Consider the following 24496-nt stretch of genomic DNA (forward strand, 5'->3'; position numbering starts at 1 on the left):
GGCCCCCGGCGGGGTTCACGGCCGCGGGTCGATCGGGGTGAGGGTGCCGAGGCGGTCCTCGACGGCCTGGGCGGCGGCCAGGCAGAGGTCCTCCCGGAAGGCCCGGCCGATGAGCTGGACGCCGGTCGGCAGGCCGTCCGCGTCGAGGCCGGTGGGGACGGCGACGGCCGGGACACCGACGAGGCTGGTCACCGAGCAGAGCCGCATCGCCGAGGCGACCCGGTCACGGCCCGCCTGGTCCCGCGACTCCAGGCCGGGCTCGACCGGCGGCTCGGTGAACACCGGGCCCAGCAGCAGCGGGTACTCGTGCAGGAACTCCGCCCAGGAGCGGCGGATGCCCATCCGGGCGCTCATCAGCCGGACCAGGCCGGCGACGTCCGCGGGCGGGGCGCTGCGCATCGTCAGCTCGATGTAGCGGTCGCCGCCCTCGCCCAGCAGCTGCCGGACGGCGGGCCAGGTCGGCGCGAACTCGCTGACGGGGAGGCGGTGGTAGGTCTCGTACGCCTCGTCCAGCCTCGGGACGTCGGGGATCTCCCGGACGTCGTACCCGGCGTCGCGCAGTGCGTCGGCGGCGGTCTCGACGGCGCGGCGGACGGCGGGGTGGACGCCGCGGCCGCCCGGGTCGGTGACGACGGCGACCCTGATCGGGCCGTCGAGCGGCTCTCCGTACAGCGGGACGGGCACGGCGCGCGGGTCGCGGACGTCGGTGCCCGCCAGCGTCTCGTAGGCGAGCCGCAGGTCGGCGACCGTACGGGCCAACGGGCCGTCGGTGACCAGGACCTGGGAAGCCGGGCCGGGGTCGTCCGGCCCGATCAGGCGCTGGTCGGTGGGGAAGCGGCCGAGGGTCGGCTGGAGGGCGGCGACGCCGCAGAACGAGGCCGGGACGCGGACCGAGCCGCCGGAGTCGTTGCCGAGCCCGAGTGGGGCCATCCCGGCGGCGACGGCCACGCCGTCCCCGCCGCTGGAGCCGCCGGGGGTGCGGCTCGCGTCCCACGGGTTGCGGGTGTCGCCGTACAGCTCGCTGCGGGTGTGCATCCCGGCGACGATCAGGGTCGGCATGTTGCTGTGGCCGATCGGGATCGCCCCCGCCGCGCGCAGCCGGGCGACCGGGACGGCGTCGGTGGTGGCGACGTGGTCGCGGAAGTGCGGGACGCCGAAGGTGGTGGGCACGCCGGCGATCGGGGTGCACTCCTTCACGGTGAACGGCACGCCCGCGAGCGGGCCCAGTTCCTCGCCCGCGGCCCGGCGGCGGTCGGTGTCCCGGGCGGCCTCGCGGGCCCGGTCGGCGAGGAGCTGGGTGACGGCGTTCAGGTCGGGGTTGACCTCGGCGATCCGGGCCAGGTGGCTGTCCACCACGTCCAGTGCCGACGCCTCGCCCGTGCGCACGGCGGCGGCGAGTTCGGTGGCGGGCCTGCTCCACAGGGGCATGGGGGTGCTCCTCCGACTTTCGCGACTTTCGACGTTCCGATGCGGTCGCATCGGTTGCCGCACACTCTAGCCCGGGAACCGATACGCTTGCATCGGAATAAGTCCGAGACCGGATGACGTGCGGAGGAGACCGGAGATGCCCAAGCAGGTGGACCACGAGGACCGGCGCCGGCGGATCGCCGAGGCCGTCTGCCTGCTGGTGGACGAGCACGGGCTGGAGGGCGTCAGCCTGCGGGACGTCGCCACCCGGGCGGAGGTCTCGATGGGGGCCGTCCAGCGCTGCTTCCGCACCAAGGAGGAGATGCTCCTGTTCGCGCTCACCCATGTCGGCGAGCGGGTCGCCGAGCGGGTGCGCGGCCGGCTCACGGCCGGCCCGGCGCAGTCGGCGGCCAGCGAACTCGGGCTGGTGGCCGGTGAGGTGGCGCTGCTGCGGGAGGAACACCGGGCCGAGGCCAGGATCTGGCTCGCCTTCGTCGCCGGAGCCGCCGTCAACCCGGCACTGGCGGCGACCCTGCGGAGCAGCTACGCGGCGCTGGAGGAACTGATGGTGCGGCTGGTCGCCGAGGCCGCCGGTGCGGCGGTGGTCGGCGGGTCGGCGCTGGGCGGGGAGGCGGCGGGCGCGGCGGTGGTCGCGCGGACCGAGGCCCGGACGCTGCTCGCCCTGGCCGACGGGCTCACCGCGCACGTCCTGGTCGGGCACCGGACGGTGGCGGAGGCGGAGGAGGTCCTGCACGCGCACCTGGCCGGGCTCTGGGCGCGCTGCTGAAACGGGGCGGGGTCCGTCATCCATGGCGAATCCGTGCCGAATCCGCGCCGATGAGATGATCAACGGTCGGGGCGGTCGGCGGCGAGGCGGTCTGACCCCGAGAGCCCGAGAGCCCGAGAGCCCGAGAGCCCGAGAGCCCGAAAGCCCGAGAGTCCGAAAGCCGGAGTCCCCGAATCCCGGTTGCCAGCCGGCGGGCCGGGCGGCGAGGATTCGGTCGTGTCCGAGACGGTGTTCGAGACGGTGTCCGACGGGCCCGAGCTGCGGCCCTACCCCAAAATCCCGGCCCGCGGCCGCTCCGGCGGGCCCGGCAGCCGGGAGTGGACCGCGGCGGAGAAGGTGCACGGGGCGCACTTCGCCGTGGTCTGCGAAGGCGGCTCGGTGCGGGCCGCGAAGCGGCGCGAACTGCTGGATGACGAGGGGCTGGACGGCTTCTTCGGCGTGAGCCGGATCTGGCCCGAACTCTCCGTCGCGGCAGCCCGGTTCGCCGCCGCGGTGCGCGGAACCGGCGGCCCCGACGCCGTGGTGACGATCTACGGCGAACTGGCCGGCGGCCGCTACCCGCACCCCGAGGTGCCCGTCGCCCCCGGCGTCGACCCGGTCCAGACCGGCGTCTGGTACGCCCCCGGCCTGCGCTGGCTGCCGTTCGACGCCACCGTCGAGACACCCGAAGGCCGTTGGTGGATCGCCGACCGCACCCTGCGCACGGCCGCGCTGGCCGCCGACTCACCTGCGTGCCCCTGCTCGGGCACGGACCCCTGAACGCCCTGCACGACCTCCCGGTGCGCTACCCCACCCGGGTGCCCGCCCTGTTCGGCCTGCCCGAGCTGCCCGACAACCTCGCCGAGGGGTACGTCCTCAAGCCGGCCGGCGAGTGGCACGAGTCCGGCCCGGCCCGCCCCCTGGTGAAGGTGAAGCAGCAGGCCTTCGCCGAGGACGACCGCTACGACGGCGCCCGCCCGTACCTCCCCCCGCCCGAGGGTGCGGCCGGCGTCCCCGCCTGGCTCCTCGTCCAGGCCTCCGCCCTGCTCACCCCCACCCGCGCGGCGGCCGCCGTCAGCAAACTGGGCCCGCGCGCGGCCGTGGAGGCGGTGGCGGAGGAGATCGCGGCGGACGTGGCCGACGAACTCGCCGATGCCGTGGGCGGGTTGGAGGCCGAGACGCTGGCCGCGCTGCGTCAGGCCCTGGAACCCGGCACGCGCTCGCTGGCGTCCTTCGACGCACAGGACCGGCGTAACTCCTGACGGCGGGGGAACGGAAGCGGCCCGGGCGAGACGGCGGCTGTCGCGAGCCGAGGCGCGAGGGTCGTGTGCGGGAGGCTTCCAAGTCCGGTGGGCGGGGCCCATCATGGGCTCCCGGTCCCGGTGGGACCGCCCCGACACCGCCCTGGCCCCGGTTCCCGGGCCGCCCTCAGGAGGCAGAAGAGATGACGATCCCACCCGCCGTTCGGATCCAGGCCGCCGCCGTCCGGGCCCTGTACGCCCTGCCGGAAGGGCTGCGGCGGGCGATCGCGGGCAAGCCGGTGGTGCGCGACGGGCAGCGGCTCGCGCCGGACGCGCAGGTGATGCTGAAGCTCCAGCGGCTGTCCGGGGTGTCCCTGGTGGCAGCGGGCGGCGTCGGGGCATCGCGGGCCGCGATGGAGCACTCGCGGCACCTGGTGGGCGGGCCGACGGATCGTACGGTGGCCGGGCGGGGCGTCGGCATCCCGCAGGAGCACGGAGAGTCGGCCGCGACGCTGTACACCCCGGACGGGCTGGCGGCGGGCTCCGGCCTGCTGGTCTTCCTGCACGGCGGGGGCTGGGTGATCGGCAGTCGGGCCAGCCACGACCACGTCGCCCGCTACCTCGCCCGGCGGGCGCGGGTGCGGGTGCTGTCGGTGGAGTACCGGCTGGCGCCCGAGCACGTTTTCCCGGCGGCGGCCGAGGACGCGGTGGCCGCGTTCGACTATGCCTGCGCCAAGGCGGCCGACCTGGGCGCGGACCCGGAGCGGATCGCGGTCGGCGGGGACAGCGCGGGCGGCAACCTGGCCGCCGTCGTCGCCCAGCGGGCCGTCCGGCGGGGCGGCCCCGCGCCGGCGTTCCAGCTGCTGCTGTACCCGGCGACCGACGTCTCGACCCGGCGCCCCTCGCGCGGGCTGTTCGCCGACGGGTTCTTCCTGACCAGCACGGACATGGACTGGTTCGCCGACCGGTACGCGCCCGCGCCCGCCGACCGCACCGACCCGCGGCTGTCGCCGCTGCTCGCCGAGGACCTGACCGGGCTGCCGCCCGCGTACATCGGCACCGCGGGCTTCGACCCGCTGCGCGACGAGGGTGAGGCGTACGCGCGGGCGCTGGCGGAGGCCGGGGTCGCGGTGCGGCTGAGCCGGCAGTCGGACCTCATCCACGGGTACGTCAACTACCTCGGCCTCGGCGGGCGCTTCCGGGAAGCGGCCGCCGAGGCGGCGGAGGCGCTGCGGCAGGCGATCGGCGGGTAGCGGACAGGCGTACGGCCGAGGGCGGGGCCGTGGGGAGGGCCCGCCCTTCGTCGTGCCGTGGGGAGGGGTGAGGGTGGACCGGCTGGGGGCGGGCAGTGCGTGCAGGGGGCGTGAGCCGCGCCCGCGCGCCGGGTCGTTGCCGCACGGGGGGTTCTCGGCGCCCGGCTCTTATTGTACTGTCCGTCTAATAAGCGGGTGAGCGGGAGCCCGCGGCGGAACAGGCACCTGGAGGCAGCCATGGCGCTCAGCTGGCACGCGGGGCACGGCCACACCACGGCCGACGACGACGTCTCGAAGCGGCTGCTGGAGTCGGCCGCCACCCTCTCCTTCGACCCCTCGGCCGAGATCGACTGGGACGCCCCCCTCCCGGACGAGCACTACGGCCTCAATCCGGAGTGGAGCACCCTCTACGGCACCCGGCTGTGGGACGAGATGACCGAGCGGCAGCGGGTCACGCTCACCCGGCACGAGGTCTGCTCGATCATGAACACCGGCATCTGGTTCGAGATGATCCTCCAGCAGATGGTGCTGCGCGACCAGTACCTCAAGAACCCCGCCAGCGCCGAGTTCCAGTTCGCGCTCACCGAGATCGCCGACGAGTGCCGCCACTCGATCATGTTCGCCCGGGCCTGCGAGAAGATGGGCGTCCCCGCCTACCGCCCGCACAAGCTGATCGCCCAGGCCGGACGCGCCTTCAAGGCGCTCGCCAAGGGCGAACTCGCCTACGGCGGCATCCTGGTGGCCGAAGAGGTGCTCGACGTCATGCAGCGCGACTGGATGCGCGGCGAGAACGTCCTGGAGATCGTCCGCGGCACCTCCCGGATCCACGTGGTCGAGGAGTCCCGGCACATGAAGTTCGCCCGGCAGGAGATCCGCGAGCGGATGCGCCACGCGAGCCCCGCCCGCCGGCGCACCTCGGCCACCGGTATAGCCGTGGGCGCGTACGTCATCGTCACCAGCATGGTCCACCCGGGCGTGTACAAGGCCGCCGGGCTCGACGTCCCGCGGGCACTCGCCGAGGTGCGGGCCAACGAGCACCGCAAGGCGATGATGCGCACCAGCTCCCGGCACCTGATGGCCTTCCTCGCCGAGACCGGGCTGCTCACCAGCCGCGCGGCGGCCGTCTACCGCCGGGTGCACATGCTCTGACGCACAGTCAGAGCGCTTCCACCGGATCGTTTCCCGCCCATCGGACACAGCGAGGACCCCACCCCGGCCATGGCCTACGCGATCACCCAGACCTGCTGCAACGACGCCTCGTGCGTGTCCGTCTGCCCGGTCAACTGCATCCACCCGACCCCGGACGAGCCGGAGTTCGGCACCACCGACATGCTCTACATCGACCCGCGGGCGTGCATCGACTGCGGCGCCTGCGCGGACGCCTGCCCGGTGGACGCGGTGTTCCCGGTCGACCGGCTGCGCGGCCCCGACACCGTGTTCGGCGACCTCAACCGCGACTGGTTCCGCGACCACCCCAGCGACCACGCCTGGGGCGCGCCCAGCTTCCCGCGCAGCCTGCCGGGCGGGCTCGGCACGCTGCGGATCGCCGTCGTCGGCACCGGCCCGTCCGCCGGGTACACCGCGCAGGAACTGCTGCGCAGCACCAGCGCCGAGATCACCATGATCGACCGGCTGCCCGTCACCGGCGGTCTGCTGCGGCACGGCGTCGCCCCCGACCACCAGTCCACCAAGCGGATCGTGGAGAGCTTCGCGAGCGTCTTCCACGACCCGCGGCTGCGGATGCACCTCAACGTGGAGATCGGCACGGACGTCAGCCACCAGGAGCTCGCCGCGCACCACCACGCGGTGGTGTACGCGGTCGGCGCGGCCGCCGACCGCCGGCTCGGCATCCCCGGCGAGGACCTGCCGGGCAGCCTGCCCGCGACCACCTTCGTCGGCTGGTACAACGCCGAACCGACCGTGCCCGCCGAGGCGGTGGAGCTGTCGACGGCCGAGCGGGTGGTGGTGGTCGGCAACGGCAACGTCGCGGTGGACATCGCCCGCATCCTGCTCACCGACCCCGACCGGCTCGCGGCCACCGACATCGCCGACCACGCGCTGGCCGCGCTGCGCCGCGGCAGGGTCAGGGAGGTCGTGCTGCTCGCCCGGCGCGGTCCGGAGCAGGCGGCGTGGACCAGGGCGGAGTTCCTGGCGCTGCGGCAGCTGCCGGGCGTCGAGGTGGTGGTGGCGGACGACCCGCAGGTGCGGGCGGCGATCGAGACGGCGGGGGTGGAGCCGGGTGCGGGTGCGGGTGTGCCGGGCTCGGGCTCGGGCGCTGCGCTGCTCGCCGGGCTGCCGCTGGTGCCGTACGACGGGGCCGCGGAGCCCGCGCCGGGGCGGCGGATCGTGCTGCGGTTCCTGTCGGCGCCGGTCGAGCTGTCCGGGGACGGGCGGGTCGAGGCCCTGACCGTCGAGCGGACCACCCTGGCGGCGGACGGCCGGGTCGAGGGCACCGGGGAGCGGGACGTGCTGCGGGCCGGGCTGGTGGTGCGCTCCATCGGGCACCGGGCAGTCCCGCTGCCCGGGCTGCCGTTCGACGAGCGGGCCGGGACGGTCGCCCACCGGGCCGGGCGGGTGGTCGACCCGGCCACCGGGCGGCCGCTGCCGGGGACGTACGTGGTGGGCTGGGCCAAGCGCGGGCCGTCCGGCGGGATCGGCGCCAACCGGGCCTGTGCGCGGGAGACGGTGGACGCGCTGCTGGACGACGCGACCGCCCGCGCGCTGCCCGTCCCGGAGGCCGACCGCAGGGACTTCGAACGGCTGGTGCGCCGCCGGCGGCCGGACGCGGTCGGGCTGCGGGAGCTGCGGGCGGTGGACCGTGCGGAACGCGAGCGGGGCGAGAGCGAGGGGCGGCCCCGGGTGAAGCTCGCCACCGTCCCCGAGCTGCTGGCGGCGGGGCGGCGGCGGTAGCGGGGCCTGCCGGGGGCCGGGGGACTGCCGGCGGCCTGCTGCGGGTGCCGGGGGACTGCCGGTTCTGGCCGGGGTGCCGGGATCAGGCGGTGCCGGGATCGGGCGGTGCCGGGGCGGCGTGACGTGCGCAGGAAGTCGGGTGGGCCGACTTCCTGCGCACCCGGCCGCCCCCCCGCAGGGGGTTGACCTGTGTCGCGCCGGGTTGACGGGACCGTGTCCCGGTGCGGCCGGGGGCGTTGGGTGGGCGTGAGTGGTTTTGGGCGGCTGCCGGGGCCGGAGTGGCAACCGGGTGAAGAAACGATCCTGCGCGGCGCCCCGGACCGGCCGCCGGAAGCGCCGCAGGTGTCGCAGGCGCCGGAGGTGCCCGGCCCACCCGACGCGCCGGAGGCACCCATCTACGCCGAGCTGGCCCGGCGCTGGCAGGCCGAGGGGCGAGCCGTCCCCGGACTGCCCGATCCGGTCTGGGAGTCGCTGGCCGCCCCGGCCGGGGCGCAGTCGGCGGTGTCCGGCTCGGGCCGCAGACCGCTCGAAGGCCCGGCCTGGGGCTCGCCCTGGAGTTCGGAGCGGAACCCGGCGGCGGGCTCGGGGTGGAACCCCGGATAGAACTGCCGCGCCCAGCGGCGGAACAGCCCGATCGAACGCTCCCCGGGCACGAGCCGGGGCTGCGCCAGGTACCGCCCGCCCCGAAGTGCGCGCCCAGGTGAGGGGCAGTGCGGGCCGACCGCGCGCACCGCTCCCCGGCGGGTCCGGTGCGGCACCACGTCCCCGCCCATCAGCCGGATGGTGCGGACCCGCCCGGGCGGCAGGTCCCGGGCCCGGCCGACGCAGAACCAGCCGGTGGGGTACGGCGAGGGGGCGGCGTGCTCGGCCATGGGGAGTTCACCTCGATGGCTTGACGGCCGTGTGAACGTACCAGGCGACGTGCTCGCGCACGGCGTACATCTCCACCGTGGAGCGGAGATTGATCCACTTGGCGGGCTCGCCGAAGCGCCGCACCAGCTCCCACGGCAGCCGGAAGTACGCGTGCACCGCCTCCGAGGTCGGCAGGTAGTACGGCGTCGCGTCCAGTGCCTCCTCGACCTCGAACCCGGCCCCGGCGAGCAGCCGGGGGAGGCTGCCGGCGTGGTAGATCCTGGCGCCGGTCATCGTCATCGCGTCCAGGAAAGGCTCGATCAACGCCCGTGCCGCAGGCTCCAGTTCCTCCAGCGGACCGGTGCTCATCGGGCCGAGCAGCACCAGCCGGCCGCCCGGGCGCAGCACCCGGTGGAGCTCGGCCAGCGCCCGGGACGGGTCGTAGGAGTGGACCAGCGTCTCCATCGAGTACGCGCCGTCGAACTCCCCGTCGCCGAACGGGAGTCGGTGGAAGTCCCCGAAGCGGAACGCCGTCCGCCCGTCCATCCGCGCCCGCGCGCTGAGCCGGCGGGCCTCGGCGAGGTGGAAGTCCAGGACGTCGACCCCGGTCACCTCCAGCCCGAACCGCACCGCCATCGCCCGCGCCACCACCCCGGCCCCGCACCCGGCGTCCAGCGCCCGCGCCCCCGCGGGCAGCGCCAGCTTGCGCCCCAGCACGTCCTGCAACTGCCGCTGTGCCCGCCACAGCCGCCACTTCGACTGCCCCGGTTCCGTCCACCCCCAGTGCCGCGCGTTGCGCGCCACCCGGGTGTAGAACCACCGACTCCCCGCCCGCCCGTACACCCTGCGCAGCCCGGCCAGATCGAGCCCCTCAGCACCCATGGCACCTGGCTACCCGCCCAGCGGCCTCGCTACCCGACGACAGGGGCTGACTCCCCGATGGAGGGAATCATGTGGTCATGTGATGAAGATGGCTCGCGAAAGATCGGCCAGATCGCCTCGACCGTCCGAGCGCGAAGCGCCAAGCCCCGACCTATGGCTCGAACTTGGGGATGGCCTCCGTGTCCGTACGTGATCGCCAGGAGCGCTTCAGCTCCGCCCAGCGGGCCTCCTGTTCCTCGGTGAGGACGCCACGGAGCTCGGCCAGCTTGAGGAGTTGGGCCTCGGCGTCGGCACCCAGGGGCTGGGCCTCGGCGCGGTAGTGGTCGGTGAGGAGGGCGTCGAGTTCGGGGCGGGTGAGGGCGGGGTCGAGGCGTTGGGCGAGCTTGGCCATGTTGCGGTAGGAACCCTGGAGGAGGAAGGGGGGCTCGGTGCGGGTGCGGTCGTCCTGGGCGGCGGAGGCGAGGTAGGCGCGGTTGACGGCCAGGACGGTGGAGCGCAGGTGGAGCAGGCCGGCCAGGACGGCGGTCATCCGCTCGGCCTCGGCGGCGGGCCAGGCGCCGGCCAGGGTGCCGCCGGGCAGGCCGCAGGCGCGGGCGAGCAGGGTGTCCAGGTCGGCGCGCTCGGCGGTGGCGAGCGGGGCGAGGTGGGGGTTGGCGGGCAGGGCGTTCTCGACGAAGCTGAGCGCGAAGAGGTCCTCGCGTCCGGCGACGGCATCGCCCAGGTTCCACACGTCGGCGCGGTTGGCGAGCATGTCGGGCAGCCGGAAGAGGCGGCCGGACTCGGTGTACGGGTTGGCGGCCATGACCACGGCGAAGCGCTTGCCGCGCAGGTCCCACTCGCGGGCCTCGCCGTCCCAGACGCCGTCGATCCGGCGCTGGGCGTCGCACAGCGGGATGAAGCGCTGGAGGAACTCGGGCGAGGTGTGCTGGACGTCGTCCAGGTAGAGCAGCACGTTGTCGCCCGCGTGCAGGGCGAAGTTGAGCTTCTCGAGCTCGCGCCGGGAGGTGGCGTCGGGGGCCTCGGCCGGGTCCAGCGAGGTGACCCGGTGGCCGAGCGCGGGGCCGCTGACGGAGACCAGCAGCAGGCCGAGCCGCTCGGCGAGGTACTCGACCAGGGTGGTCTTGCCGTAGCCGGGCGGGGAGACCAGCAGCAGCAGGCCGCTGCGGTCGACCGGCCCGCCGGACTCGGCGGTGCCGAGCTGCTTGGCGAGGTTGTCGCCGACCAGCGGCAGGTACACCTGGTCGATGAGCCGGTTGCGGACGAAGCCGTTGAGCGGGGCGGGCCGGTACTGGTCGAGCCGGAGCCGGGCGTGTTCGGCGGCCAGCAGGTCGCCGCGCAGCCGCTGGTAGGCCCGGTAACCGGGCATCTCGACCTGCTCGAACTCCTCCACCCGGGCGAGTAGTTCGTCCAGGCGCAGGTCGAGTGCCCCGCCCGTGACTCGCGGGTGGTCGCCGAGCAGCCCGGTGACCCGGGCGCTCACGGCCCCCTCGGCGGGCCGGCGCGGCAGGGACGGGCAGAGCAGCGCGGCGGCGGCCTCGGCGAGGTCGGCCGGATCTGCGTCGGCGGATCCGGACTCCAGCCAAGCGGTGGCGAGTTGGCGCCGCACGGGCAACAGTGCGGGCTCCTCGGGCAGTGCGGCCAGTGCCTCGGTGAGGCCGGCCGACTCGGGGGTGGCGCGGAACTTGTCGAGCAGTGCGGCGGCGCCCGCCGAGTGGGCGAAGCTGGGTGCGGCGGCGGCCAGTTCGGCCACCAGGTAGGGCCCGGCGGGCTCCGCTCCCGGGACGAAGTCGGCGACGGCGGCGGTGAGTTCGTCGGCGAGTGAAGCCAGCGCGTCCAGCGCGGCCGCCGCCGGGGCGCCGCCGAAGGCGTCCCGGGCGAGGCCCAGCGAGCGGGCCCGGGTGTGCCAGAGCAGCCGCTGCCGTTCGTCGGTGCCGTGTGCCCAGTACAGCTGCGCGGCCGCCCGGGCGGCCGCCGGGTGGCGCAGCAGTCCGGCCTCGGCGTCGAGCCGCAGCAGGGCGCGGAGCAGCAGTGCGGCGTCGTGGTCGTGCACGCCGCGCTGGTAGCCCTCGTCCGGGCGTTGCTCGGCGGCCCGCCGGACGTACTCCAGCAGGTCGCCTTCCGCGGGCGGCGGCCCGGCCTCGGCGGCCGACAGCAGGCTCGCCGCGAGGTACTCGGCGCGGTACAGCCGCGGGGTCTCCGAGGGCAGCGGGCGGTTCCAGTACCGCTCGGTGGCGGCGAAGGCCGGGTCGGTGACGGGGGAGCGGTAGTCGGTGCCGGTGAGGGTGAAGGCGGGGCGTCCGCGCCAGGGCACCAGGGCGAGTTCGGGCCGCTGGGTGGTGACGGCGAACAGGTGCCGGCCCAGTCGCAGGGTGCCGGGGCCGTCTCCGGCGAGTTCGGCGCGGTCGCGCAGGGCCCGGTGGGCGCGGCCGCGGGCGGCGCGCAGCCGGCCGGTCAGCTCCTCGGCCCGGACCCGGTCGCCGAGTGCGGTCAACTGCCCTGCGAGGTCGCGGAGTTTGACGGCCGTCGGGTCGGCGGCGAGGGCCGCCTCGATCTCCTCGGCGGAGTCCAGTGCGGCCAGTCGGCGGTACAGGGTGTCGAGGATGCGTTCGGCGGAGGCGGCCAGCCGGTCGGCGCGCCGGGCCCGCTCCTCCAGCAGGTGCTGGCGGCGGGCGGTGAGTGCGTCGTGGATCTCGGTGCGCCGGGCGGTGAGCTGCTCGCCGAGGGCCGGGTCGGCGTCGGCGAAGCGGGTCTCCAACTGCTCGATCCGCAGCAGCAGTCGACCGAGCTGATCGTCGCAGGCCTCGGGGGTGTCGGCGGCGGCGAGCGCGGCGGTGGTGGCCTGGCCGAGCAGGGCGGTCTCGGCGGCGAACTCGGCGGCGGCCTCGCGGGTGCGCAGCTCGCGGCGGCGCACGGTCAGCACGGACCGGGCCCGGTTGAGCAGGCCGAGGACGTCGGCGAGCCGGTCGAGGATCGCGGTGCGGGTGGTGGCGTCGGCCAGGTCGAGGGTGCCGACCAGCTCCGAGACGGTCTGCAGCGCCTCGCTCTGGGAGCCGAGTTCGAGCCCCAGCGGCTCGGCCTCGGCGGCGGTGGCGATGGCGGAGCAGCGCTCGGCGAGTTCGCCGGCCCGACGCCGGTGCGGCTCGAAGGCGGTCGGTTCGGCGAGCTGGACGACGGCGCGGTCGGCGGCCTCGGCCAGGCCCTCGGCGAGGTGCGCGGCGAGCGCGTCGATCCGCTGGACGTCGGCGCGCGGCAGCTCGCGCAGCGCCTCGACGCGCCCCTGGGCGCGGCGCAGAGCGGCCAGCCGGTCGACCCACTCGGCGGCGTCGGCCAGTGTCTCGCCGCGGGCGGTGCGCAGCAGGCCCTCGACGTGCTCGGCGGCCTCGTCCGTCCGCCGGGCGGCGTGCGCGGTGAGCTGGGCGACGGCCTCGTACTCGGCGACGACCTGCCGGGCGGTGTCGCGGATCTCGGCGAGCGGCGCGGCGAGGTCGCCGAGGCCGCTCTGGCCGAGCCAGTGGTGCCGGTCGGCGGTGCGGGTGCAGGCGGCGAGGACGGCCTGGTGGCCGGCCGGGGTGTCGGCGCCGGCCGCGGCCAGCCGGGCCAGGGCCAGGCAGTCGGCCAGGCCGCGGACCAGGTCGGCGTTGCCGATCCGGGCCAACGGGCCGCTGCCGGAGGGCTGTTCGGCGGCGAAGCGCTCGCTGGTGAACGGGGTCTGCCAGAGCTGGACGGCGTGCAGCCGGCTCGGCCCGTCCTCGGCCGGGCGCAGGGCGATCAGGGTGCCGTCGGCGAGCAGCGCGTAGCCCTGGCAGGGCAGCGGGGCGGCGGCCTCCTGGCGGACGCTGTTGTACGGCTGGAGCAGGGCGCGGCCGTCGACGGGGGAACGGAACTCGTACAGCACGTCCTCGCCGTTGGGCGACACGACGGTGCGCTCGTACACCAGGCCGTCGACCGGCTGGTCGAAGGTGCGCACGGTGCCGTCCACCAGGTGGCAGCCGCCGGGGAAGGCGACGCCCTGGTCGGCGGGCAGCCGAAGGCAGGCCTGGCCGAGCGCGTCGATCCGGGTGACGGTGCCGGTGGGCAGGTGGACCACCAGGTGCCGCTCGGTCTCCTCCTGGTACGGGCGCACGCGCACCAGCAGCAGGGTGCCGATCCGGGCGTGGGCGATCCGGGCGTCGGCGAGGGTCTGGAGGGCCTCGGCGAGCGGCTCGCGGTGCAGCTCCCGGCCGTCCGGGGTGGTGATGCTCAGTCGGCCGCCGTCGACGCCGACCAGCAGCTCGCCGGCCAGGTCGGCGCGGGGCGGGCGGCCCGGGCCGGCGGGCAGCTGGTCGTCCCGGGTGAGCGCGGTCCAGGGCAGCTGCCGGCCGTCGGCTGGGGTGTGGTCGCGTTCGCCGCGCCCGTCCAGGTAGGACGGCCGGGCGCCGTCGGCGAGGTCGCCGTCCAGGCGCCAGCGCAGCACCCGGACGTCGGTGGCGGCCGGGCCGGTGCGGAAGACGGCGAGCAGCCGGCCGTCCACCGGGCGCAGCCGCTCCAGCCGGGCGTCGCGGAAGTAGCGGCGCAGGTCGGCGAGGTCCTGGCGCAGCCGGGGGTCGTCCAGCAGGGAGCCCTCGGCGGGCGCGGGGGAGAGGTCGGGGTGGTGCAGGCCGAGGACGTCGGTGAAGTCCTCGTCGCCGTCGGCGGGTTGGGCCGGGCGGGTGCCGAGCAGCAGCTGCCCGCCGGCGGCGGTGAGGTCCTGCGGCAGGCAGGCCCGGGCGGTGGTGAGCCGCCCGGTGCCGACCAGCCGCAGCTCCCCGCCGCCGAACTCGGCGACCCGGCGGGCGTTCAACGCCTGGGCCCGGTCGGCGAGTTCGGCGGCGGCTCGGGCGAGCCGGTCGCGCAGGACCTCGTAGGTGCCGGTGTCGAGCCGGGCGTCGAGGGCGTCCACGGTCACGGTCACGTTCCTCGGTTGAAGCGGGTTGAGTCAGGTGAGTCGGTCGGAATTGGGTGAGTCGGTCGGCTCGGGCGAAACGGTCGGCCCGGGTGAGCCGCCCGGCTCGGGTGGGTCGGCTGACGTGGCCGCTCGGCCGGTCACTTGGAGCCGTTGGCCGCGGCGAGGCCGCCGGCCAGTGCCCCGATCGGGGTCTCCGCGACGCCCAGCTTCCGTGCCGAGTCGAGCAGTTGGCGCAGCTGACCGGCCTGGTCGCCGGCCCCGGAGCCGATCAGCTTCATCAGCAGGGCGGACACCGTCAGGTTCTGCACGTCCGCCGTGGAGACCGAGGAGAGCACCCGGGTGAGGTCCTCGGTGAAGCTCGCCCGCCCGTCCAGCCAGGGGCCGGCCAGGGTCTGCGCGGTCTGCGAGTGGCCGACGAAGGCGTCCACGCTCTTGCCTGCCGTCACCGACTGCACCAGCCGGTCGAAGAACACCGAGTCCCCGCCGACGATGTCGATCTTCGCCTTCTCCAGCCCGGCCGCGACCAGCGCCGCCTGGGCCTCGGCGATCTGCCGCTGGGCGTCCAGCCCGGCCAGCCGGACGTCCTTCTCGGCGGCCAGCCGCAGGCGGTACTCCTCGTGCCCGCGCGAGGCCTCGTCCAGCTTGGCCATCGCCGCGGCCTTCTCGGTCAGGCCCTCGGCCTCGGCCTTCAGCTTCCCGCCGATCTCCAGCGCGGCGGCCTTCGCCTTCTCGGCCTGGACGGCGGCCTCGGCGCGGCCGACCTTCTCCACCGCCGCGGCCTCCTGCTCGCGGACCTGGACCCGGGCCAGCCCCTCGGCGGCGGCCTCCGCCCGGACGCCCTCGGCCATCCGGATCTTGGCGGCCGCGTCCAGCTCGGCGGCCTGCTGCCGGGCCTCGGCCATCACCAGCGCCTCGCGGGCCTTGTGCGCGGCGGCCTGCTCGGCGGCCTCGGCGGCCTTGATGTCCTTGACGAGCTTCTCCTGCGCCTCGGCCTCGGCCTGGATCACCACGGCCTTGCGGACGCGCTCGGCCTCCTCGGTGGCGCGCAGGGTCTTGACGGCCTCCTCCTGCTCGGCGACGGTGCGGTCCACCGCGACCCGCTCGCGGACCACGTCGGCGACCTCGCGCTTGGCGGACTCGACCTCCTTCGCCTTGGCGATCGTGGCCAGTTCGGTCTCCCGCTCGCGGCCGACGACCTCCAGCAGACGGTCCTTCTCGATCCGCTCGTTCTCCACCGCGATCACCCGCTCGCGGTTCTTCTGCGCCACCGCGACCTCGCGGGCCTGGTTCTCCCGCTGCACTCCGAGCAGTTCCTCGGTGCGCAGGAAGGCGGTCTGGGCGTTGAGCCGCTCCTCCTCCTGCACCCGGGCGATCACCGCGTCCTCCTTGGCCCGCAGGGTCTCGATCTCGCGGCGCTGGCGGATCTCGGCGTCGGCCTGCCGGCGCTCCAGCTCCAGGACGGCCTCCCGGGCGTCCACGTTCTGCCGGGTGATCTCCTTCTGCTCGTTGCGCTGGTACTCGTTGGTGCGCACGTGCTCGATCGCGGTCAGTTCGGTGATCTTGCGGATGCCCTGGGCGTCCAGGATGTTGTCGGCGTCCAGCTGGCTCATCGGGGTCTGTTCCAGGTGGTCGATGGCCGCGTCCTCGAGGGTGTAGCCGTTGAGGTCGGTGCCGATGACCGCGATGATCTGGTCCCGGAACTCGTGCCGGTGGGTGTACAGGTCGGTGAAGTCCAGCTGCTTGCCGACGGTCTTGAGCGCCTCGGCGAACTTGACCGCGAAGAACTCCTGGATCGCCTGCGGGTCGCTGGCCCGGGCGGTGCCGATCGACTGCGCGACCTTGATGACGTCCTCGACGGTCTTGTTGACCCGGACGAAGAACGAGATCCGGATGTCCGCGCGGATGTTGTCGCGGCAGATCAGGCCGTCCCGGCCGGCCCGGTGGATCTCCACCGTCTTGGCGGTGATGTCCATCAACTCGGCCTTGTGGAGCACCGGGAGGACGATCGCGCCGGTGAAGGTCACGTCCACCTTCTTCGTCCGGGAGACGATCAGTGCCTTGCCCTGCTCGACCTTCTGGAACAGGCGGCCCACGAACAGCAGCATGGCGAGCAGGATGAGCAGCACGACGGCGACGAGCACGCCGAAACCCACGGCGATGGTGTCCATCACGGAGTCCTTTGACGAGATGGCGAGTTGGTGCGAAGAGAAGAAGCGAAGAGAGAAGAGAGGTGCGATGAAGGCGGGGGTGAACGGTGAAGGCGAGCGTCGGTGAACCGGTGGGGCGTCAGGTGACGGACGGCGGATCGAAGGGCGCCACCAGGAAGTGCTCGCCCTCGGCGTCGTAGTCGAAGATCAGGGCGGTCCGCCCGGCCGTCAGAGCCGGTTCGGGCTCCGCCGTACGGACCTGGACGGTCGCGGTGGAGCCGTCCTCCGCGGTGACCTCGGCCTGCCCGAAGTCGGCCGTCACCCGGCCGGTCCGGATCACGCAGACCCGGCCGACGAAGTCCCCCCGGGTGAGCGGCCGGTCCTGCGGGAACAGCCGCGACAGCGGCCGGACGAGCGCCCTGGTGCCCGCCCAGGAGGCGACCAGCGCGACGGCGAACACGCCGCCGCGCGCCGGTGCCCCCGAGGTGAGGACGGTGCCGGCCAGGCTGACGAACCAGGCGAGCGCGACCAGCAGCGACACCGCCACCGTCACGGGCACCCCGCCCAGCCCCAGCGCGGCCAGCACGCCCGCGTGGTGGCCGGAGCCGCTCCGGTCGGATCCCCCGTCGGCATCGTGCCCCCCGGCACCGTGCCCACCGTGACCGTGTCCCCCGTGACCGGCGTCCGCGACGTGTCCGGCGTGTCCCCCGTGCGCGGCACCCAGGTGGTGCCCCGCGTGCCCGACGTCCACGTGGTGCCCGCCGCCGTGCCCCCCGTGCACGGCGCCGGGCACCAGGCCCCCGAACAGCATCAGCAGCCAGTACCCGACCACCACCACCAGCGCGAAGCTGAACAGCGCCGTCGGAAAGGCCAGCGCGGCCGCGAAGAATCCCCCCATCCCGGCCACCCTCCCCCGCCCTTCCGACGGCACCGCGCTTCGGCGCCGGGGAGATCATGGCAGTGCCGGGCGCGGCCGCACATTGCCAGGATCCGGCAATCTTTACGCCCTCTTGACACCCTGGTACGCGCGGCCCGCGTGACACTGCAACAACCGGGCAACAGGACGACCGTCGGACAGCCGCAACGGGGCCCCGCGGGTTTGGCGCGGCGGGTCGCGGTGGCGGCCCCGCAGGGCGGCGGGACCACAAGCGTAGTGAGCGGTACTACAGCCGCAGTGGCCGGAACGCACCGGAACTACAGCGATCGTTCCGGCCAGTTCAGCAGCCGCGCCCCCATGGCCGCCGTCTCCAGGGTGAAGCGCTGGAGCGCGTCCGCCGGGTCGTACCCGGTGAGCGCCTTGATCCGCTCCAGCCGGTAGCCCAGGGTGCGCACGCTCAGGCCCAGTCGGCGGGCCGCCTCCGCGTTCACGTACGCCGCCTCCGCATGCACCACGATGGTGTCCAGCAGCGGCCGGGCGCCGCCACGCGCCTCGGTCAGCGGGCCGAGCACGGTGCGCACCAGGTCGGCCATGGCGGCCCGGTCTCGCATCAGCACCGGGAAGACCAGCAGTTCCTCGGCCCGCAGCTGCCGGGCCGGCAGGTCCAGCCGGTGCGCGTAGTCCAGTGCGTCCAGCGCCTCCTCGTAGCTGCGCGGCACCCCGCTGGGCCCCGAGTGCCGGCGGCCGGTGGCCACCCGGCGCACCGGCTGGTAGCCCGGCCCGGGGCGCAGCGCCAGCTCGGCGAAGGCCTCCAGCACGGCCCGCTCGGCGTCGGGGGCGATGCAGATCAGCCGGCCGTCCTTGCTGGCCAGCAGCACGTCCCGCTCGCCGAACCGCCCGCTCAGCTCCCGCTCGACCCGGTGCACCAGCGGATGCACGTCCGCGAACGGCTCGTCGCCCACCGCGACGGCCACCGTGTACGCGCCCGCCAGCCGCAGCCCGAAGCGCTCCGCGCGCTCCGCGAGCAGTCCGAGGTCACTGCGGCCGAACAGGAGGTCGTCGATGAACTCCCGCCGCGCCGCCTCCTCCTGGCGGACGGCCAGGCGCTGCGCCCGCTCGTGGCCCTCGCCCAGCGCGGCCAGCGCGGCGTCGGTGGCGCCGAGCACCGCGTCGCCCATCCGGCGCAGCTCGGTGACGCTGCTCGCGCCGGTCGTCCCTGGCAGGGTCTGCCAGGCCCGCCGGGCCGCGGCCAGGCAGTGCGCGACCACCTCACGCAGCCCGTACCCGGCCTCCGCGCAGTGCTCGCCCAGCTTGCGCAGGCGCTCCAGCTCCTCGCGGCGCAGCAGCCGGCCGGTTCTGGAGACGTCGGCGAGCAGGACGAGGTAGACCTCGGCCAGCTCGGTGGGTATGTCGTGGTCGTTAGCCTCGATCACCGTGTCCTGCCATCCCCCGTACGGCCTGGTGTTTCGGCGCTGAATTTATCAGGGACGCCCCAGGTCGGGACGGCTGCGGCGGCCCGCGCGAGCGGTCGTGGGCGGCCCGGGCGAACAGCCCCGGACGGCCCGGTCGAGCGGTCGCGGACGGGACGGCCGGTGCGCGCGCCACCCCCGCCGATCCGCCGCCGATCCGCGCCGCCCGTACGGCGCCGGGTCGCCCTGGCCCGCCGACGAGGGTGGGATGGAGGGATGCACCGGTCCGGGCTTGCCGGGCGGCCCCCGGAGGGGTTAGACATCCAGACGTCGCCGCCGTGCCCCGCCTCCGGGGCCCCCGTCTCCGGAGCCCCGTCCAGTCCCGGGTGCGGCCCCACCGAAAGGCCCCGCATGTCCCTGGTCAACTTCCGCGACGCCGCCACCCTCGGCGACCCCGAGGGCCGGCGGGTCCGTCCCGGTGTGCTGTACCGCTCCGCCCAGCCGTTCCCGGCCGCCGACGAGGCCACCGTCACCCAGCTGCGCGGCTGCGACATCCGCACCATCGTGGACCTGCGGGACCCGCGGGAGACCGACCCCGCCGACTGGGCCGCCGCCGAGGCCGCCGGCATAGCCGTCGTCGCCGCCCCGGTGAACCCCGCCACCGACGCCCTCACCGCGCGGATGAGCACCATGGCCACGGCCGCCGACCTGGGCGACTTCTACGTCCTGCTGGCCGAGTCCGCGCCCGACGCGGTGGCCGCCGCCGTCGACGCCACCGTCCGCCCCGGCGCCGTCCTGCTGCACTGTGCCGCCGGCAAGGACCGCACCGGACTGCTGACCGCCCTGCTTCTGGACCTCCTCGACGTCCCCGCCGAGCACATCGTCGCGGACTACACCCGCACCGCCGACGCCCTCCCGCAGATCTTCGCCGGCCTCGCCGAGCGCCACCGCACCGCCCTCAACAACCACACCAGCTCCCGCGTCACCGACTCCCAGGGCCGCAACCTCACCATCCCCGCGCCCCTCCTGGAGGCCCCGGCCGAGGCCATGTCGGTGTTCATCGACCGCGTCCGCACCCACCACGGCGGCGCCGCGTCCTTCCTCCCCGGCTGCGGCGTCCCGGCCGCCACCCTCGGCGCCTTCCGCGCCAAGGCGGCCGCCGCCTGAGCCGAAGGCCCGCCGCTGCGTGCCGAGCCGTAGGCCGGCGGGAGCGCGCCCCGTGCCGCCCCGTAATCCCGTTGCGCCGCCCCGCCCCGCGCTGGCAGCGTGCTCGGGGAGGGGCCGGCGAGGCGAAGGGGGTGCCGGGGATGGCCGTGCTGCGGGAGATCCGCGCCGACTACGACGAGCGGACGATCGTGCTCTACCAGGCCTACCCGCCGGCCGTCGCCGACGCGGCACTGGCGGCGGGCCGGTTCGTGGCGCCGTTCGGCTTCCACCGGATGACGTGGATCAAGCCCTCGTTCCGCTGGCTGATGCACCGCAGCAACTGGGCGCAGAAGCCCGGCCAGACCAGGGTGCTGGCGGTCCGGATCACCCGGGAGGGCTGGGAGGAGGCGCTCGCCCGCGCCGTCCTGACCACCGCGCACCCGGACGAGGTGGCCCGCGCCGGGGTCCACGTGCAGTGGGACCCGGAGCGGTCGCTGCGCGGGGCGGCGCTGAACCACTACAGCATCCAGGTGGGCATCGGCCGCGGGCTGATCCGCGCCTACGCCGAGGAGTGGGTCGTCGGGCTCACCGACCTCACCCCGCAGGTGCGGCGGATCGCCGCGCTGGTCCACGGTGGGCAGGCGGCGAAGGCGCAGCGGCTGCTGCCGCCCGAGCGCCCGTACCGGCTGCCCGCCGCGACCGCGCGGCGGCTCGGCCTGGGCTGAGCGCGACCGCCCCGCCCGGGCCGAGGAGACGGATTCACACGTCCCGGCGCCGCACGACGACCACCGTCACCACCACCGCGGCCACGCCCCACGCCCCCATGGTGATCCACGAGTCCAGCACGCTCGGCGCGTACTTCCCCATCGTGGTCGTGGAGGCGGGGTTGATGGTGAGCCGCTGCACGGTGGCCGTCGGCAGGTGGGTGCCGATCTCCTTCAGCCACCGGTAGCGGTCCCCGCCGAACAGCATCGGCAGGATGAACAGCACCAGCACCAGCGAGACGATCGAGGCGGTGGCGTGCCGCAGCAGCGCGCCCAGCGCCATCCCGATCAGCGCGCAGACCGGCACGATCGCCGCGAATCCGAGCACGGCCCGCAGACAGCCGTCGTCGGTGATGGAGAGGCCGACGTGCCGGGAGGCGAGCATCGCGTTGACGGTGAAGAAGGACACCGTCGAGACCACCAGCCCGGCGAGCGCGGTGATCCCGCCGATCAGCAGCACCTTGGCCGCGATCACGGCACGCCGGTCCGGCACGGCGGCGAAGGTGGTGCGGATCAGGCCGGTGGTGTACTCGCCGAACACGGTGATCGCCCCGAGGCTGCCGGCCGCGAGCGCCATCAGGTCGCTCGCGATGCCGCCGAGGCCGTGGAACAGCGGGTCGTACGTGTACGGCGGCTGGCCGGGCATCCGCGGCGGCGGGTGGTCGATGTACGTCAGGTCGGTGTGGACGGCGTTCACGTCGACCGCGATCGCCACCAGCGAGGCCAGCGCCAGCACCCAGTACGTGGAGCGCAGCGAGCGCAGCTTGATCCACTCGGCGGCGAGCAGGTCGAGGAAGCGCGGTGCCGGGTCCGCGATGGAACCGGCGGTGCGGCCAAGGGTCGTGGTGCTCATCGGGCGTCTCCAGCCGGGTACTCGACACTGTCGGCGGTCAGGGACATGAACGCCGACTCCAGCGACGACGTCCGGGCGGCCAGTTCGTGCAGCACCACGCCGTGCCGCAGCGCGAGTTCGCCGATCCGCGCGGCCGGCATCCCCGTGACGATCCCGAACTGCGGCTCCGCCAGCCGTACTTCCGCTCCCTCGGCGCGCAACGCCTCGGCCAGCGAGGGGAGTTCGGGTGCCCGTACGGTCACCGAGGAGACCGCGTCGCGGGCCGAGAACTCCGCCAGGCCCTCGTCCGCGATGAGGCGGCCGCGGCCGATCACCACCAGCCGGTCCGCGGTGTGTTCCATCTCCGCCATCATGTGGCTGGAGACGAACACCGTGCGCCCCTCGTCCGCGAGCCGCCGGAAGAGCCCGCGCACCCAGAGCACGCCCTCCGGGTCCAGCCCGTTCAGCGGCTCGTCGAACAGCAGCACCGGCGGGTCGCCGAGCAGTGCGCCGGCGATGCCCAGGCGCTGCTTCATGCCCAGCGAGTAGCCGCCGATCCGCCGCCCGGCGGCCTTGCCGAGGCCGACCTCGGCCAGCACCTCGTCCACCCGCCCGAGCGGGATGCGGTTGCTCCTGGCCAGCGCCGACAGGTGCGCCCGGGCGCTGCGTCCGCCGTGCACGTCGCCCGCGTCCAGCAGGGCGCCGACGTGCCGCAGGCCGCGGGGCCGGCCGGCGAAGGGCACCCCGGCCACGGTGACGGTGCCCGCGGTGGGGGTGTTGAGGCCCAGGATCATCCGCAGGGTGGTGGACTTGCCGGCGCCGTTGGGGCCGAGGAAGCCGGTCACCGTGCCCGGTCGCACGGTGAAGGTCAGCCGGTCGACGGCCGTGGTGGCGCCGTACCGCTTGGTCAGTCGCTCGATCTCGATCACGGCGACAACGCTGCCGCCCGCGCCCCGCCCCGGGCATCGGGCCGCGGGCCACAACCGCGGGCCACCGCACTGGCCCCGGGGATTACGCCCCCGGGTCGATGTGCCGTCTCCCGGCCCGCCGCTACCATCGCGTCATGATCACCGAACACCGTCCGCCGCTGCTCAGGCGCCTGCCCGCGGGCGTGTGGGTGGGCGCGCTGTGGACGTCCCTGGTGGTGTTCCGGTTCTTCACGCGCGAGGACGAGCTGCGCCACCTGTTCGACTACCACGGCAACCCCGAGGACATGCCGCTGGTGGTCACCGCGGTGGTCACCACCCTGGTCGCGGCGCTGCTGGTCCGGCTGCCGCTGCTGGCCATCGCGGTGGCGCTCGCGGGTGCCGTCTTCGCGCTCGGGATGTGGGGCGTCCCGGAGACCGGGCCGCTCCAGTTCCTGATCGCCGACTCGGTGGTCGGCTACTGCGCGGCCACCCGCTCCCGGCGGGTCTCGCTGAGCGCCCTGGCCCTGCCGCTCGCCACCCTCGCCGGACTGCTGGCCTGGGGCGCCGTCGAGGACTACCCCGTCAACCCGCTCGCCTACGCGGGCTTCGCCGCGACCGCGCTGATCGCCTGGCTGGTCGGCAACACCGTGCACCAGGGCCGCGCCCACACCGAGGCGCTGCGCGGCCGGGCCGCCGAGCAGGCCATCACCGCCGAACGGCTGCGGATCGCCCGCGAGTTGCACGACATGGTGGCCCACAACATCGGCATCATCGCGATCCAGGCCGGCATGGGCAGCCGGGTCATGGACACCCAGCCCGCCGAGACCCGCAACGCGCTCACCGCGATCGAGGCCACGAGCCGGGAGACCCTGGCCGGGCTGCGCCGGATGCTCGGCGCCCTGCGGGAGGGCGAGGGGGAGCCCGCCCCACTCGAAGTCGCGCCCGGGCTGGGCGAGTTGGACCGGCTGGTGGCGAGGGCGGCGGGCGCCGGGGTGCGGGTGGCGCTCACCCGGCGCGGCGCGGCCCGTACCCTGCCGCCCGAGGTGGACCTGGCCGCCTACCGGATCGTCCAGGAGGCGGTCACCAACGTGGTCAAGCACGCCGGCACCCGCGACTGCCACGTCACCGTCGAGTACGGATCCCGGGAACTCGCCGTCACCGTCGTCGACCAGGGCGCCGGGGTGCCCACCACGGCGCCCGGCAGCGGCTACGGCCTGGCCGGCATGCGCGAGCGGGTCGCCCTGCTGCACGGCGAGTTCAGCGCCGGCCCGCGCTCCGGGGGCGGTTTCCTGGTCGCCGCCCGACTGCCGCTCCCCGAGCACGTCCCCGCCGAAACCCCCGGCGGGACGCCCGCCGAGACCGCCCTGGAGGTGGCGCCGTGATCCGCGTCGTCCTGGCCGACGACCAGCCGCTCATCCGCACCGGCCTGCGGGTGCTGATCGCCGACGCCCCCGACCTGGAGGTGGTCGGCGAGGCCGGCGACGGTGCCGAGGCCGTCGACCTGGTGGCCCGGCTGCGCCCCGACGTCGCCGTCATGGACATCCGGATGCCGGGTACGGACGGCATCGAGGCCACCCGCCGGATCACCGCCGATCCGGATCTGCCCACCCACGTCCTCGTCCTCACCACCTTCGACGACGACGACTACGTGTACGGCGCGCTGCGCGCCGGGGCGAGCGGCTTCCTGGTCAAGGACCTCTCCCTGGAGACCATCCTGGACGGCATCCGGGTGGTCGCCGCCGGGGACGCCCTGCTGGCCCCCGGCATCACCCGCCGGCTGATCGGCGAGTTCGCCGCCCGCCCGCAGGGCCCGGCCCGGCCCCGCAGGCCCGTCGCCGAGGCCGTCACCGAGCGCGAGCGCGAGGTGCTCACCCTGGTCGGCCGGGGCCGGTCCAACGCCGAGATCGCCGCGGAGCTCACCATCAGCGTGGCCACCGCCAAGGCCCACGTCGCCCGGCTGTTCACCAAGCTCGGCGCCCGCGACCGGGTCCATCTGGTCATCCAGGCCTACGAGTTCGGCCTGGTCGCCCCGTGATGGGAAGCGCCGTGACGGGAGCGCCGTGACGGGAGCGGGGGGGGGGGGGGGGGGGGGGGGGGGGGGGGGGGGGGGGGGGGGGGGGGGGGGATGGGGGGGGGGGGGGGGGGGGCGGAGGGGGGGGGGGACCCGGGAGGCGCAGT

Annotated in this window: 19 protein-coding genes; 10 read left to right on the top strand and 9 right to left on the bottom strand. The window is 75.2% G+C overall.

Annotated features, from left to right (window positions below; translation table 11 throughout):
* Positions 1-15: 15 nt before the first annotated feature.
* Positions 16-1428, bottom strand: a complete 1413-nt coding sequence (locus tag ACZ5OX_RS21375; protein WP_465632004.1) for an amidase — start codon at positions 1426-1428, stop codon at positions 16-18.
* 136 nt (positions 1429-1564) lie between these two features.
* Between ACZ5OX_RS21375 and ACZ5OX_RS21380 the strand changes: the two genes are divergently transcribed.
* The 6 genes from ACZ5OX_RS21380 to ACZ5OX_RS21405 all read left to right on the top strand — a co-directional run bounded on the left by ACZ5OX_RS21380 (position 1565) and on the right by ACZ5OX_RS21405 (position 7577).
* Positions 1565-2194, top strand: coding sequence for a TetR/AcrR family transcriptional regulator (locus ACZ5OX_RS21380; protein ID WP_449789272.1), 630 nt, complete (start codon positions 1565-1567; stop codon positions 2192-2194).
* Between the two features lie 216 nt (positions 2195-2410).
* The gene (locus ACZ5OX_RS21385; RefSeq protein ID WP_465632006.1) at positions 2411-2953 is read left to right on the top strand and encodes an RNA ligase family protein; all 543 of its coding nucleotides are present in this window, start codon (positions 2411-2413) and stop codon (positions 2951-2953) included.
* Positions 2926-3435, top strand: a complete 510-nt coding sequence (locus ACZ5OX_RS21390) for a hypothetical protein (RefSeq protein ID WP_465632008.1) — start codon at positions 2926-2928, stop codon at positions 3433-3435. Before ACZ5OX_RS21385 ends, ACZ5OX_RS21390 begins: the two co-directional genes overlap by 28 nt.
* 182 nt (positions 3436-3617) lie before the next feature.
* Positions 3618-4667: an alpha/beta hydrolase gene (locus tag ACZ5OX_RS21395; RefSeq protein ID WP_465632010.1), complete on the top strand. Its 1050-nt coding sequence runs from the start codon at positions 3618-3620 to the stop codon at positions 4665-4667.
* A 237-nt stretch (positions 4668-4904) separates the two neighbouring features.
* Entirely contained in the window at positions 4905-5816 is a 912-nt protein-coding gene (locus ACZ5OX_RS21400) for an AurF N-oxygenase family protein (RefSeq protein ID WP_465632012.1), read from the top strand.
* 69 nt (positions 5817-5885) lie between these two features.
* Positions 5886-7577: an FAD-dependent oxidoreductase gene (locus ACZ5OX_RS21405; RefSeq protein ID WP_465632014.1), complete on the top strand. Its 1692-nt coding sequence runs from the start codon at positions 5886-5888 to the stop codon at positions 7575-7577.
* Positions 7578-7972: 395 nt separating this feature from the next.
* On the opposite strand, the gene ACZ5OX_RS21410 is transcribed toward ACZ5OX_RS21405, so the two are convergent.
* The 6 genes from ACZ5OX_RS21410 to ACZ5OX_RS21435 form a co-directional block, all read right to left on the bottom strand.
* Entirely contained in the window at positions 7973-8449 is a 477-nt protein-coding gene (locus tag ACZ5OX_RS21410) for a Rieske 2Fe-2S domain-containing protein (protein WP_465632016.1), read from the bottom strand.
* Between the two features lie 7 nt (positions 8450-8456).
* On the bottom strand, positions 8457-9311 hold the full coding sequence (locus ACZ5OX_RS21415) for a class I SAM-dependent methyltransferase (protein ID WP_465632018.1): 855 nt from the start codon (positions 9309-9311) through the stop codon (positions 8457-8459).
* A 151-nt stretch (positions 9312-9462) separates the two neighbouring features.
* The gene (locus tag ACZ5OX_RS21420) at positions 9463-14235 is read right to left on the bottom strand and encodes a DNA repair ATPase (protein ID WP_465632020.1); all 4773 of its coding nucleotides are present in this window, start codon (positions 14233-14235) and stop codon (positions 9463-9465) included.
* 137 nt (positions 14236-14372) lie between these two features.
* Positions 14373-16403 (bottom strand): flotillin family protein, encoded by a 2031-nt coding sequence (locus ACZ5OX_RS21425; RefSeq protein WP_449789279.1) that lies wholly within the window; start codon positions 16401-16403, stop codon positions 14373-14375.
* Positions 16404-16521: 118 nt separating this feature from the next.
* Positions 16522-17280: a hypothetical protein gene (locus tag ACZ5OX_RS21430; protein ID WP_465632022.1), complete on the bottom strand. Its 759-nt coding sequence runs from the start codon at positions 17278-17280 to the stop codon at positions 16522-16524.
* Between the two features lie 296 nt (positions 17281-17576).
* A complete protein-coding gene (locus ACZ5OX_RS21435; RefSeq protein WP_465632024.1) occupies positions 17577-18692 on the bottom strand; it encodes a PucR family transcriptional regulator in 1116 nt (371 codons plus the stop codon).
* Between the two features lie 387 nt (positions 18693-19079).
* Here ACZ5OX_RS21435 and ACZ5OX_RS21440 point away from each other — a divergent pair, with 387 nt between their 5' ends.
* Complete coding sequence (locus ACZ5OX_RS21440) at positions 19080-19835, top strand: tyrosine-protein phosphatase (RefSeq protein WP_465632026.1); 756 nt, start codon at positions 19080-19082, stop codon at positions 19833-19835.
* A gap of 140 nt (positions 19836-19975) precedes the next feature.
* Complete coding sequence (locus tag ACZ5OX_RS21445; RefSeq protein ID WP_465632028.1) at positions 19976-20539, top strand: DUF4291 domain-containing protein; 564 nt, start codon at positions 19976-19978, stop codon at positions 20537-20539.
* 34 nt (positions 20540-20573) lie between these two features.
* On the opposite strand, the gene ACZ5OX_RS21450 is transcribed toward ACZ5OX_RS21445, so the two are convergent.
* Both ACZ5OX_RS21450 and ACZ5OX_RS21455 read right to left on the bottom strand, forming a co-directional pair.
* Positions 20574-21431, bottom strand: coding sequence for an ABC transporter permease (locus ACZ5OX_RS21450; protein ID WP_465632030.1), 858 nt, complete (start codon positions 21429-21431; stop codon positions 20574-20576).
* On the bottom strand, positions 21428-22339 hold the full coding sequence (locus ACZ5OX_RS21455) for an ABC transporter ATP-binding protein (protein ID WP_465632032.1): 912 nt from the start codon (positions 22337-22339) through the stop codon (positions 21428-21430). Before ACZ5OX_RS21455 ends, ACZ5OX_RS21450 begins: the two co-directional genes overlap by 4 nt.
* Before the next feature lie 134 nt (positions 22340-22473).
* On the opposite strand from ACZ5OX_RS21455, the gene ACZ5OX_RS21460 reads away from it, so the two are divergent.
* Positions 22474-23700, top strand: coding sequence for a sensor histidine kinase (locus ACZ5OX_RS21460; RefSeq protein WP_465632034.1), 1227 nt, complete (start codon positions 22474-22476; stop codon positions 23698-23700).
* Positions 23697-24353 carry a response regulator gene (locus ACZ5OX_RS21465; RefSeq protein WP_465632036.1) on the top strand — a complete coding sequence of 219 codons (657 nt, stop codon included), beginning with the start codon at positions 23697-23699 and terminating at the stop codon, positions 24351-24353. Before ACZ5OX_RS21460 ends, ACZ5OX_RS21465 begins: the two co-directional genes overlap by 4 nt.
* The last annotated feature ends 143 nt before the right edge of the window (positions 24354-24496 follow it).

The sequence above is a fragment of the Kitasatospora sp. NPDC032121 genome (genome assembly GCF_055580145.1).